Annotated in this window: 7 protein-coding genes and 2 tRNA genes; 4 read left to right on the top strand and 5 right to left on the bottom strand. The window is 52.6% G+C overall.

Annotated features, from left to right (window positions below; translation table 11 throughout):
* The first annotated feature begins 318 nt into the window (after positions 1-318).
* Entirely contained in the window at positions 319-1,296 is a 978-nt protein-coding gene (gene epmA, locus K7X24_RS19070) for an elongation factor P--(R)-beta-lysine ligase (protein ID WP_103861963.1), read from the top strand.
* A 51-nt stretch (positions 1,297-1,347) separates the two neighbouring features.
* Here epmA and mscM read toward each other — a convergent pair whose 3' ends face one another.
* The 3 genes from mscM to rsgA form a co-directional block, all read right to left on the bottom strand.
* A complete protein-coding gene (mscM, locus tag K7X24_RS19065) occupies positions 1,348-4,671 on the bottom strand; it encodes a miniconductance mechanosensitive channel MscM (RefSeq protein WP_107333503.1) in 3,324 nt (1,107 codons plus the stop codon).
* Between the two features lie 49 nt (positions 4,672-4,720).
* A complete protein-coding gene (gene asd, locus K7X24_RS19060; RefSeq protein ID WP_039541559.1) occupies positions 4,721-5,749 on the bottom strand; it encodes an archaetidylserine decarboxylase in 1,029 nt (342 codons plus the stop codon).
* A 147-nt stretch (positions 5,750-5,896) separates the two neighbouring features.
* Positions 5,897-6,946, bottom strand: a complete 1,050-nt coding sequence (rsgA, locus tag K7X24_RS19055; protein WP_010295503.1) for a small ribosomal subunit biogenesis GTPase RsgA — start codon at positions 6,944-6,946, stop codon at positions 5,897-5,899.
* Positions 6,947-7,129: 183 nt separating this feature from the next.
* Between rsgA and orn the strand changes: the two genes are divergently transcribed.
* From orn to K7X24_RS19040, 3 genes are all read left to right on the top strand, one after another.
* On the top strand, positions 7,130-7,672 hold the full coding sequence (gene orn, locus K7X24_RS19050) for an oligoribonuclease (RefSeq protein ID WP_010283124.1): 543 nt from the start codon (positions 7,130-7,132) through the stop codon (positions 7,670-7,672).
* A 216-nt stretch (positions 7,673-7,888) separates the two neighbouring features.
* A tRNA-Gly gene (locus tag K7X24_RS19045) sits at positions 7,889-7,964 on the top strand.
* Between the two features lie 76 nt (positions 7,965-8,040).
* Positions 8,041-8,116 (top strand) — tRNA-Gly (locus K7X24_RS19040).
* A 581-nt stretch (positions 8,117-8,697) separates the two neighbouring features.
* Here K7X24_RS19040 and K7X24_RS19035 read toward each other — a convergent pair.
* Together K7X24_RS19035 and K7X24_RS19030 are read right to left on the bottom strand one after the other, a co-directional pair.
* Positions 8,698-11,235, bottom strand: coding sequence for an aminotransferase class III-fold pyridoxal phosphate-dependent enzyme (locus K7X24_RS19035; RefSeq protein WP_224557519.1), 2,538 nt, complete (start codon positions 11,233-11,235; stop codon positions 8,698-8,700).
* Positions 11,232-13,622: a hypothetical protein gene (locus K7X24_RS19030; protein ID WP_224557486.1), complete on the bottom strand. Its 2,391-nt coding sequence runs from the start codon at positions 13,620-13,622 to the stop codon at positions 11,232-11,234. Before K7X24_RS19030 ends, K7X24_RS19035 begins: the two co-directional genes overlap by 4 nt.
* Positions 13,623-13,643 lie beyond the last annotated feature (21 nt).

Here is a 13,643-nt window from a genome sequence, read left to right as displayed (position 1 = left end):
TTATACCGAATTATAGGTAGATGAAATTTGATGTGATCCTGCATTTTGCGGTTTTTTTAGTGGGTCGCGTATTTATTGATAAAAACGTGATCGAAAGACTTATTTAGGGGGGAATAATGCTTTTATTTCTTTAATAACCCTTTTGGGGTGGATATAAGAAAATGATCCACTGGATATAATTGATGGCTGCTATCCTGACCGCACCTTCTTAGAGGGTAGATCATGCGTTGCTGAAAAGCGCGTCTGGCCTTTTTTCCGCTGGAAATTTGGGCTGATGCGGGTAGACTGCACCCCCTGTTTGACTTTGGAGTAAGAACCATGAGCGAGACGACAAGTTGGCAACCTAGTGCTTCTGTCGCTAATTTGTTGAAACGAGCGTCGATCATTGCTGCTATCCGACGTTTCTTCACCGATCGTGGTGTACTGGAGGTTGAAACGCCCGCGATGAGCCAGGCTACGGTAACGGATGTTTTCTTATACCCGTTCCAGACCCGCTTCGTTGGCCCTGGTGCTGCGGATGGCATGACGCTGTATTTGATGACCAGCCCGGAATACCACATGAAGCGTCTGCTGGCTGCTGGCAGTGGACCGATATTTCAGCTGTGCCGCAGTTTCCGCAATGAAGAATCAGGCCGACACCACAACCCAGAATTCACTATGCTGGAATGGTACCGCCCTCACTATGATATGTACCGCCTGATGAATGAGGTCGACGACCTGTTGCAGCAGGTACTGGATTGTGAAAGTGCGGAAATGCTCTCCTATCAGCAAGCGTTTTTACGCCATCTGGAGATCGACCCTCTGTCTGTTGATAAAGCGCAACTGCGTGAAGCGGCAGAAAAACTCGGGCTGGGCGATATCGCCTGCCGTGAAGACGATCGCGATTCGCTGGTGCAGATGCTGTTTACCTTTGGCGTTGAGCCGCACATCGGGCGTGACAAACCGGCGTTTGTCTACCATTTCCCAGCAACACAGGCCTCGCTGGCAGAGATCAGTTCGGAAGACCATCGCGTCGCCGAACGTTTTGAAGTCTATTTCAAGGGGATCGAGCTGGCGAATGGCTTCCGTGAATTGACCGATGCTGATGAGCAACGTCAGCGCTTTGAGCAGGATAACCGCAAGCGTGCCGCGCGTGGTTTGCCACAGCAGCCGATCGATGAAAACCTGCTGGCGGCGCTGAAACACGGTCTGCCGGATTGTGCCGGTGTGGCGTTGGGCGTGGATCGTTTGATTATGCTGGCGCTGAATGCCGAGAAGCTGAGTGACGTGATTGCGTTCTCCGTAGAGCGCGCGTAACCGGTCTGATACAGGGCGGTGCCACATCTGGCCACCGCCCGTTTTCCTTTCTTATAAGCTGCCCGGCGTCCGCTGCCGTGGCGTCAGCGTTTTTCCACTGCGCGACAGATTGTCCATTTTCACCTGGAACGGTGGGAAAGGAAGCTCCAGATTGTGTTTACGGTAGTTTTCCAGAATCAGCTGATGCAGTTCGTGACGCAGCGGCATACGGTGCCCCATTTCGGCGGCGAACACGCGCAGCTCGAAAATCTGAATGCCCTGTTGCAGGTCAACGAGGAAGGCTTCGGGCTCTGGCGTATCCAGAATTAGCGAACAACGCTTCACTGCATCCATCAGCAGTTCCGTGACTTCCTGACTGTTCGCGTTCGCGGGAGCAGGCACCGTCATCACCACACGCGTGACTGAATCCGACAGCGACCAGTTAATAAACTGCTCGGTGATAAAGGCCTTGTTCGGCACGATGATCTCTTTGCGATCCCAGTCGGAAATGGTGGTGGCGCGGGTATTAATCCGCATGACGCTACCCGTGAGATCGCGGATCGTGACCGTATCGCCGATACGGATCGGTTTCTCGAACAGGATGATCAGGCCGGAGATAAAGTTGGCGAAGATCTCCTGTAAACCGAACCCGAGCCCCACACCCAGTGCAGCAACCAGCCATTGCAGTTTCGACCATTCGATCCCGATCAACGAGAACCCCATCAGACAGCCGATCAGCATCAGAATATATTTGCTGATGGTGGTAATGGCGTAGCCGCTGCCCGGCGACAGATCCAGATGCTGTAGGATTGCCAGTTCCAGCAGGGCGGGCAGGTTACGCACCAGTTGTGCGGTAATAATAAAGATCAGAATCGCGATCAGTACCGATCCCAGCGTAATCGCCTGCACGCTTTCCACGCCCTTGACCGTGCTGGAGACATCCCACAGGCTAATATTTTCCATGAACGCGAAGGCGGAATGAATTTCCGACCACAGTGCGATAACGGAAACCAGTGCGATCAACGTCAGGATGGAACGCACCAACTGCAAGGATTTGGCGCTGATGGCGTCCAGATCGACAACGGGTTCTTCCACCGCTTCCGAACTGCTTTCATGTGATGATGCAGACGGCGTGTCTTCTTCACCTTTGGCACGCTGCGCCAGAATTTCCGAACGTCGCTGTTTGGCGCGGTCGAAGGCGATGCGGCGGCGCTGAATTAACATCCAGCGGCGGATAATGTGGTAAACCACCAGCAGGAAGAACCAGATAGAAACGGAGGTTTCCAGACGGGCTAACAGTGCCTGTGCGGTCGCCAGATAGCCTATGCAGGAGGCCAGCGCAGCAACGAGCGGCATGGCGATCAGGATGTTCCACATCGCACGGTTAACGGAGTTTTCCCCCGAGCCTTCTTTATCCAGATACAGCGGGATACCCGCGCGTTTTAATCCGGTGGTGACCAAACTCAACGCCATACAAAGCAGGATGAAACAGAGCCGCCCGAGCGTGCTAGAGAACTCGCGATCGTTGAGCTTATCGAACGTAATCAGCGCCATAATCAGCGGCACGATAAAGGCGATGGAGAGACGATAGTAGCGCATCGCTCTGGCTACGCGCTCCGGCGACCAGCGGAAGTGGACAATGAACAGCCCCTGCGGATGCGAGAATGAGGCACTGATCATCACCAGCCACATCAGCGGCACAGTGGCGGTCACGCTGTCGCCGATGGCGACGGCAATCGGGTAAGGCCAGGCGTTTTGCAGCCCGTATCCCAACGCGGCCCAGAGCACCGGCAGCGGCAGGGCGGTAAGGATGGACCAGAACACGGTACGCAGCGTCAGCATAAAGTGATCGAGCGTGACCTTGCCGACACGGCTGCTGGCGCGCTCCATAAACGCATGATAGTGGCGACGTGAGCTGATACTAAAACCAACCAGCAGCAGTGCGCCCAGCAGCGGCAACACGGTTTCCTGACTGGTCACCATCATCACCAGCGCGCTACCCAGCTGCGTCAGCGTATCTAATGACAGCAGGCGCGTCAGATCCTGTACCAGTTTGAGCGGATAGGCGAACGTTACGGGATCGACATCTGCAACCCAGAACAGGTCGCGATGGGCCGCTTCCCGTGTTTCGGTTAGTGCATCCGCCAGCTGGTTATTGGCGACTTTGAGTTTGGTCAGTTCGAGTATCTGTGAATCACAGCCGGAGATCAGTGACGTCAGCAGGTCGCGCTGGGTTCGCATCTGATCGGCCAGAATACGCTGCTGCGCGCTGGTCAGCGGATCGCCATTATCCTGCTTGGCATTATCAAGATCCTGAGGTTTGTTGATCAGGTCTTCAAAGTGCAGGCGCTGTACGCGCAGCTGCGCCATGTCGCTATCCAGCAACTGAGGTTTGGGCATTTCCGGCAGGCGGGCGATCTGTGCCCGTAAGGTTTCACCCAATATCGGTGAGACGCCGAGCCACTGTGCCTGTTCGCGAATGGTGCTCAGCGCCTGACGAACCTGAATGGTGTGCGTGGCCGCCTGACGCTGCTGAGAGGCGATGAGATCCATCCGCTGCGCTTGTTGATTCAGCGCGACGGAGAGCTCGCGGTTAACCTGTAGCTGCTTGCTGATGACGCTGGGTAAATCGCCACTTTGTTCCGCGAGCAGTTCTGTACGTTCTAATGCCTGTTCGGCTTCGCGCTGGCGCAGGTTGTTGAGTCTGCTGCGTAAATCCTGTTGCAGCAGATCCAGCCTGTCGTGACGCTTTTTATACAGTTCGACGCGTAGCCGAGACAACTCTTGACGATTGCTGGCTGACAGCTGTGCCAGTTCCAGTTCGTCTACCCTACTTTTTCGCAGGGCGGATTCGGCCTGAAGAGCGACAAGCTGCGCTTGCCCCAGCGGGGTAGCAGGAGTACCGAGAGACTGAATACGGCGTTCCGCCTCGCTTTGCATGCGGCTGGCTTCAGTTTGCTGCTGCGGAAGCTGGCTCAGTGAATCACTGATTTCACGCAGCCGATCCTGTTCCTGTTGGAGCTGGCGGGCCTGTTCCAACAGCTGGCTGCTGGTTTGCAGTAGCTGCTGTTCGAGATCGTTGCTGGAGAGGCTTTCTGAAATAGACGACGGTTTGCCGTCTTCAGCATTAAGCTGGCGACGCAGCTCTTGAACCAGTTTGGGGAAATCATCAATGACGCGTTGATACTGTGTGGCGCGCTCCAGTGACTCTTTGCGGTCCTGCAGGGTGTTCAGTGCAGCCTGATATTCTTCAACGACTTTCGCCTGATCGGCTGCACCTTTGTTGGCTTCTGCCTGCTGTAGCTGCTGGCGTAACTGCGCCTCATTGGGCGCAGTGGCAGCCAACGCAGCAGTTGATAATAAACATCCCAAAAGAAAAGTCAGAATCAGACGCACGTTAGCTACCTTTATTACAGTATTACAAACAACAAAAATCTGACGTTATTTACGGCGCGTCGGGTTTGTGGCCCGTCTGGCCGGCTGCATCAGCCGCAGGATGTTGTCCCTCAACTTTAACAGGCTCAGACGTTGCCGCGACAGGCGATGGTGCGGTGTCGTTTTCTTCCAACTCGGTTCCTTCCGGGAAAACAACAGGCGCTTGCTCATCCTGACGGACTTCGGCAAACGGTTCGCCCATACGCGTCACGCTCATCGTATTCAGGTGTGCAGCAAACTGGAGATTATTGCCTGCGGCAAACAGGTTAATCACGGTGGAGCCCAGCTTGAAGCGACCCATTTCCTCGCCTTTCGCCAGCACGACTGCACCTTCTTCACCCGCCTGTGGATAAGTCCAACGCTTGATGATGCCTTCACGCGGTGGCGTCACCACGCCTGACCACACGGTTTCGATGCTGCCGACAATGGTTGCACCGACCAGAATCTGTGCCACTGGGCCGAATTCAGTATCAAACAGGCAGATGACACGTTCGTTACGTGCAAACAGATTCGGCACGTTATCGGCCGTCAGCAGATTGACGGAGAACAGGTCACCCGGCACATAAATCATCTCGCGCAGCACGCCATCGCACGGCATGTGGAGGCGGTGATAATCACGTGGAGAAAGATAAATGGTGGCAAACAGGCCGTCGCGGAACAGATCGGCCATCACATAGTTGCCAGCCAGCAGCGCTTCCAGCGTGTAGTCGTGATTCTTTGCCTGAATCAGCTTGCCGTCGGTAATGGGGCCAAACTGCGACAGGACACCGTCAGCAGGCTGCACCAGACGGTGCGCATGAGGATCGACAGGGCGAATGCCTGGGCGCAGCGGGCGAACGAAAAATTCGTTAAACGTGCGGTAGGAGGCGGTATCCGGCTGCTGTGCTTCCTGCATGTTGACGTTGTATTGGCGGACAAACAGATCGATCACCAGCTTGGTGAGTTTTCCCGCACGCTTATTTGCTCCCCAGCCCGCTAAGCGGGTCAGCCAGATCTTGGGAAGCCAATACTGTAATTTGATTTTGATATTATCCAGCACTGTGAGCCTCTTGGATTAATAGTGCGCCATAAAACAAGCTTTCTGGGGAACACGCTTAGCTTAGCGCTGTCAGCGGTAGCCCAGAGAGAATAAGCGGATTCACTTATCCTCAAAGGGGGCGCATTGTAGCGACGGTTATGATAAATGTCAGTTATCTGTATCCGAAAAGCCTTTACGCGTTTTTACTTGCGCCATGCTCTCCAGAATCCGGTGATAGTTATCAAAGCGCTCTGTGGCAATCTCTCCGCGCGCAAGTGCGGCATTGATCGCGCAGCCTGGATCGTTTTCATGTTTACAGTCGCGGAACTTACACGAGCCGATGTGTTTACGTAACTCAATGAAACCACTCGTCACTTGTTCAGGCTCCAGATGCCACAGACCAAATTCCCGCACGCCCGGTGAGTCGATCACGTCGCCGCCGTGCGGGAAGTGATAAAGCCGAGAGGCGGTGGTGGTGTGTTGCCCCAATCCTGAGTTATCAGAAACCTCATTCACCAGAATGCGTTCTTCACCCAGTGCGAGCAGCGCATTAAGCAGACTGGATTTCCCGACACCTGACTGTCCGGCGAAAATACTGATACGGTCAGTGAGTGCCTGCTCCAGTTCAGGGATACCCTGTTGAGTATGGCTGGAAACCATCAGCACGCGATAGTCGAGGGCGCGGTAGATATCCATTTGTTTATCAACAAACTGGCGGGATTTGTCATCCAGCAGGTCAATTTTGTTCAGCACGATCAGCGGATCTATCTCCAGCGTTTCGCAGGCGACCAGATAGCGATCGATAATGTTCAGCGACAGCTCAGGCAAGATCGCTGAGACGATCACGATCTGATCGATATTGGCGGCGATCGGTTTAATGCCATCGTAATAGTCGGGGCGGGTCAGGACTGAATGGCGAGGGTGAACGGCTTCCACGATCCCGCTGATACCAGCGAGTGATTCATGGCCGGGTCGCCAGACTACGCGGTCGCCCGTGACCAGCGATGAAATGGTCCGACGAATGTTGCAGCGGTGCACCACGCCATCGGTGGCTTCCACATCGGCGTGCATACCGAATCGGCTGATGATAATACCTTCCTGCGCATCGCCCAGTTGGCTATCTTCCCATTCGACTTTGCTTTCCGTTTTTTTCAGGCGACGCTGGTGGTTTGCGCTAACCCGACGCTGCTGACCTTTCGACAGTTTCTTTTTGCTCACTGAGCCTCACTTAAGACGATTTATCGTTCACGATAGCGGGTTATCGCTCGCTGCGTTTGAACAGACTATAATACACCCTATTTGATTTTAATTAACTGATACCACCTTATCGGTATCAGCATTGAGATTGATACTGGTATCCTTGCCTCGACGACAGGGCACAATGCAACAGGAATTCCCACGATGGTAGATGAAAATAACCTGATCTGGATCGATCTCGAGATGACCGGTCTGAACCCGGATCACGATCGCATCATTGAGATCGCAACGCTGGTGACGGATGCAAACTTGAATGTGTTGGCCGAAGGACCGGTAATGGCGGTGCACCAGTCAGATAGCCAACTGGCACTGATGGATGACTGGAATGTGCGTACGCACGGTGCCAGCGGCCTGACGGATCGCGTCAAAGCCAGCACGACGGATGAACGCGCTGCTGAGCTGGAAACGCTGGCGTTTCTACAAAAATGGGTACCGGCGGGTAAATCGCCGATCTGTGGCAACAGCATCGGCCAGGATCGCCGCTTCCTGTTCCGCTATATGCCAGAGCTGGAAGCTTACTTCCACTATCGTTATCTGGATGTCAGCACGCTCAAAGAACTGGCGCGACGCTGGAAGCCAGAAATCCTGACGGGTTTTAAGAAGCAAGGCACACATCAGGCGATGGACGATATTCGCGAATCACTGGCGGAATTGGCCTATTACCGTGAGAACTTTCTGCGACTGTAGTCGGTGACGCAAAACGGGTAGGGTGTGATGCCCAGCGATCTGTTGCTATTTACGCCATAACGCCTGTTTTGTCAGCGCATTGTTTTTTTTATCAGCAGTCAGACAATTTTTCATTTTTGGGGGCTTGCGGTTAAACGGATTTCTCGTATAATGCGCACCCCATACCGATGAAGAATTTCAATTAAAGAACGTCAACATCGTGTAAAGATTTCCCGGGCGGGAATAGCTCAGTTGGTAGAGCACGACCTTGCCAAGGTCGGGGTCGCGAGTTCGAGTCTCGTTTCCCGCTCCAAGTTTTATCACTGTTTGTCACCATACAGGCAGTGTGCAGTAATCAGACATAACGCCTGTTAGCGTCTGTCCGATATGCGGGAATAGCTCAGTTGGTAGAGCACGACCTTGCCAAGGTCGGGGTCGCGAGTTCGAGTCTCGTTTCCCGCTCCAATCTTTTAGTCTCTTTTTTCAATCATCTCCTGATTTATAATCTCTCGTTCCTACTTTATATGGTCCCATCCACGACTCACGTCATTTATGCCTCTATTTAGAGGAAGAATGGATATCGGCGTATCAAATGTATAAAGCGAGTACGGGTTTTCTTGTCGCTGCGTCTACCGGAGAAATGAAGCGGTTTTGGCGGGCCACATTCAGTGGTCGACTGCTGAGCGGTGTGGGAAAACAGAACGCAGATCGCTGTCTTATGGTTTGGCTAGATGACGTCCAGTGTTATAGGACGTTTCTTTACGAAAGCACCAGCCAGCGTCGATCATCATATCGTCTGCTTGTACCCTGATATCATGAACTCAATTTTCTCCAGAAAGAAAAACACCCCGCCAGCATATGGCTGACAGGGCGGTGGTTTGCGTATTAACCCAGAAGTGTAGCTTCAGGGTTTTTCATACTAGCTGGATCGGCAATAGCTTATGAACCGATTAGCATTGGGCCTTTAAGCTTTTTTCTTTCAGCAACATTCACCTCTCTTGTGAATGGATAGCCATTTCAATGTTTATAGGCAGGAGACGCCTGGATTACGATTCAAAGGTTGAGAGTTCCTCACATACCTCGCTCAGTGCTTTAACAAAGGTATCCGCTTCTTCCAGCGACAAAACCAGCGGGGGTTGTATGCGCATCACGCGGTTGTTATTCGCTGTCACGAAAGTCAGAATATGGTGATCTTTGGAAAGTTTGGTCATGATTCGCAGTACGAACATGTCCGCCAGTGTAGATTCTAATTCCTTTATTGCGGCTTCCAGATGTTCACGAGCTTTCATCGGCATCATCCGATAGGTTGCCGCAGCTTTGGCAGGCAAGCGGCTGGACATTTCCCGGACAAATGCCTCAATGCCATCTGAGACGTCATTCTGAAATTCGATCGCAATCATCAGCCCTTGTCCACGAACTTCCTTGATGAAGTAATGCCTGTCGGCTAATTCCTCCAGTCTTTTTCGCAGATGTGCACCAACCTGTGCGGCATTGTCGGCCAGATTTTCACGTTCGATCACGTCCAGTGCCGCCATCGCTGCGGCGGCGGCAAAGTTACCGCCGCCAAATGTTGATGTGTGAAGCGCGAAACGATCGATATTGCCATAAGCACGTTGCCAAACATGTTTGGATGATAGCGTTGCTCCAATAGGGACAAGGCCACCAGAGAGGGATTTTGATAGCACCATAATGTCGGGAGAAACGCCCTCCCACTGGCAAGCGAACATCTTGCCGGTACGGCCAAGTCCAGTCTGGATTTCGTCGAGGATCCAGAGGCAATCATGCTCTGAACAGAGCGTTCTTACGGCGTTGAGATAGCCATCGGGCGGTATCACCACGCCACCTTCCCCTTGGATGGGCTCCATGATAAAGGCTGCTATGTCTCCCTTTTGCAATCTGGCTTGTAAGGCTGAAGCATCGCCAAACGGAATTTCCTCACAGTGAGGTAATAGAGGCTCGAACACCTGCCGATGTTTCGCTCGTCCTGTTACGGACAAGGCCCCAAGTGTTTTGCCATGATAACCATTAGCGCAATAGAGCAGTGTTGGTTTGTCGCTGGCTGCCAGCGCTAATTTCAACGCGGCTTCCACGGCTTCAGTGCCAGAGTTACTCAGAAACACACGTTCCAACCCGTCAGGCGAAAGTGCCGCTAAACGCTTGGCTAGAAGGCTGGCATGGAGAGGTGCTGACAGATATTGAACAAAAGTAGGATGTTGCTGTAGCAGGTACTTTTGCAGATTAGCAGCAATATCTGGATGGTTATGGCCAGTATTGAGGCAACCATATCCTGCTACAAAGTCCAGATAGCGTTGTCCGTCCAGATCCGTTAGCCAACAGCCTTTTCCGTGGTTGAAAACCCGTTCAACATGGTTGAAAGCATAAAACTCTCGCAGAACGGGATTGATGTATTCTCCGAAGCATCTCAGCACGTCTTCACGAAGACGTTCAGGTTCGCGAAGATGTTCAGGGTTAATGTCACTGCCATCAGGAGTTGTGTGTCGTTTCCCGTTATGAAATCGACGCAGTTCGCGCAGTTTCACATCATCCACATTTTCACCGCGGCTTGACATGGGGCGGGGCAAAAAACCATGTCGTTCAGCAAGACGGCCAATCTCCAGAACCCGATCAACGGGTAACTCCCGACCAATCGAGAACGGTTCGGCCCAGCCTTCCAGAGCGAGAATGATGGTCTCAGCCAGACAACCATTGAGATGGCGTTTGGGATCCAGTCCTAACGTCATCGCGCCGAAACTGACGGCATCGGTTGCGGAAACTAATCCGCCATCAATCACCAGAATATCGTCACGAGTTTCCCAACCGGGTAATACATCTTTTGGCAGTGCGGCATCCACGACGATACTGCCTGGAGCCAGTCGCTGAGGGTCAATGACACCGCCACTGGATGTAGCGGCTACGAACAATTTCACCCGCTCGTAGCAGTCGTCCATGCCGGCGTGCAGCGTCACATTTCTGTGTAAGGATGCAGGCAGATAATCCAGTAAAGCCTGAGCATGCTGTTTCTCATCCCGGTGTATCAATCTTAGTTGGCATCCCAATGGGGCAAGCAGCCGTGCAACCGCCAACGCAATTGAACCGGGATATCCCAGTATCGCAACGTCGGCTTGCTCTGCTGGAATATCTAACGTAGAGAGGACATCCAGTATATTCACATAGGTTGCATAGGCCGTCAGTGAATTGCCTGTCGTGACAGGAATGTTTGTGCGGTCAAGGGTCTGTAGACCACGGTTGCCGACAATAGAGGTAAAGCCGCCGAGCCCTACCAGCTCCACCCCCTGATGCTTGAGTGTGTTGACCCCTTCGACTACACGCTCGGCAATGCGTCGGGGCTGGCTCAGCATTTGCTCTGCGGTTAACGGCATGAACTGTAAGATCCCCTCGCATTGGGCACCACTGGCGCTAACGATGCGGCTGAATTCGGCAAACGGGACCAGATTACGCCGTTGCCACAGCATAGGATCATAACCCGTTGCCTGTTCTTCCAGCATTCGGCCAGCCATATCGATCAGTTTTACCTGATTTAGAAGCTCTCTGGATGTTGGATGGGCAATAAAGCCAAATTTCATGGTGTTCCCTCATTACCAATATGAATACGGTTCCAAGAGTCCTCAGAGGCCAGACTCAAGCCATCACCCTCAGAATTATGTCCAAGCCAGATGTCGAAGAAGTTGACTCTCCCTGGTGCCAATAAGGCTTCACGTAACAGTGCTGGACAGAACTGACGCAGCACGCGGTGATGAACGTTGATTCCGTCGATTACGCGATGAGAAGGCCCCTTATCCAGCTCTATCAAGGGCACATTGACCTGACAACTGGCATTGAGCGCATAACGTTTGTCCATATAAGTCTGAATCATGGAGAGCACGCCGTTGGTCAGGTAAAAGACCGTGACATTACCGCCACGCCCTGTCACGCCCTTAACTGATGACCAGGCCAGACGTTGCTCAATATTCGGTACCATTGCTCGGGCACCATCGCCGACGAAAGCTAAAATATTGTGTTCGTTCTTCAGTGCGATATAGGGTAACGACATCAGACCATCTCCCATCAACGCGCGGCCATACCAGCCGGAGAAACCAGGATCGGTACGTGGCACATTACGGATGGCCGATAAGCTACAGCGGCCTACATCGTAGACCCCTGTATAGCGATAATCGTGGTTCTCAATAAGTTCGGCGATAAGTTGGCCTAGCCTGTGGAAGAAATGATTGGATGTCATAGGCATGGTTTCGATCATATCGCTTGGCAACGCTGTCGGCAGCTGTCGCAGCCGCTTAAGCCCAGCACGACGATAAGACAATACGGTGCTGTCGATTTGTAGACGAGGTTCAAGATAGTCTAGGAAATCAGACAGTTGAATATCCAATCCCAGATCGGTAAAGGGTGAAAGGTGTGCCGGGTTGCGGTTAACCTGAGCGATGCGGAAATTACGTTTGAGCTTACCTTCTGAGTAAGGTGTTGCTGACTGCTCAACTTTGCCTTTTAAGAAAAACAGCCAGGGTGTGCCTTCTCCTTCTGCTGCTGGTGTTTCCAGGAACTCATAGACGGCGCGGTTGAAGCCATACATGGAAAGCGTACCCAGATAGTTATCTACCAGAGTGCCATCGCTATAAGCAGACACGCTGCCGGGGTGAATGATGCTGTCGACTAATGCTATTCCGGCCCGTTCTGCCAGCGTTAGGATGCGTTTGCGCTCTCGAGCAGTAAGCCGTCCGCAGTGCCACAGGATGCGGGCGTTATCATGATTGATGGCTGACACTGCCTGATCTAGCTGTTCACGTTGCTGTGCGGAAAGTTCCTCCTTCCTGGGAATGTGGGAAGGAATCTCGATTTTGAGGTTGTCTGCTTGAGATTCAAGGATGTTTTGCGTGGCTAAAACAAAGGTAGGCGCCGGACGTTCATCTAGTGAGCGAAAAGCACCTTGCAGACCGGTGGGCATTTCATCGGGTGTGCGGATGAAGCAATGCCATAAGCCACGGGCAGTAATAACTTCATGCCCGTCATTATCGGCGTCAAGCGTTCCCTGAAATGGATACCAGGTTGTTTGCGGCGAGTCCGCGCAGATAATCAGGCCTGGTGCAGCGGCACGCTTGAGGTTTGATAATGTCCCACGTGCTTCATCGATCATGCCGGACGTTATAGCAATCACATAGGCGCGCCCATATAATTGCCATCCTGCCAGTGCGCTGACGGCAAGAGCATGCTCATTATTACCCGTCAGACAGCGGTTTTCTGAACCGTGAAGTAAGGTTTTCATTGAGTCGATGAACCCTGCCACCATTGACCCGGTGTAGAAGTGAAAATCCCATTGATCGCCCCAGCGCTCGGTCATATGACGATAAATCGTTTGCGCTAATATCCCAGGGCCTTCCGTTTTTTGGCAAGCACGTACCAGCAGGCGGTTGAAGTGTGCATGTTCAAGATGATCCAGCACCAAACGAAGGATATCGGCCCGCCGTTGCCACGGACAATCGTGTAGAACCCTGACTAATCGATTTCCTCCGAGTCTGCCCATCCATTTACCCAGAAGTTCCTCTTTGCAAAGCAACATGGCAGAACACGGTGAAAACCGTGACTCTGATGACTTCGGGGTGAATTGGGTAAAGGGATCTTCTGAACCGTGTAGCTCTTCGTGACGTGTATCTAATAACACACATTCGATAGGTGGTGGATGGTGTGCTGTCATCGCGTGATTTGCTGTTGCCATAGAATCAAAGCGCCGCAATGTCAGTGATAACGTTTTGTCACGCCGCTGTGATGACAGGTATTGACTTGCCTGAGATAGAACCCGCCGATAGGGCAGGCAGGTACCGTCTGGCGTTATACTCTTGGGGACATCAATATTGCCGCAGAGCAAATTATTGACACTTTTCAAAACGACATCCAGATCCTGTGTTAATCCTTCATCCTGGCTAACCAGGCAAACGCCAATGGTTCGTATGTCTTGTCGCATAAGCAGGTGCTCCTCTTTTGG

Origin of the sequence: Pectobacterium versatile, from assembly GCF_020166435.1 — a bacterium.
Classification (GTDB): Bacteria; Pseudomonadota; Gammaproteobacteria; order Enterobacterales; family Enterobacteriaceae; genus Pectobacterium; species Pectobacterium versatile.
The sequence above is the reverse complement of the archived record's forward strand: the minus strand, read 5'-3'. Positions and strand labels throughout refer to the sequence as shown.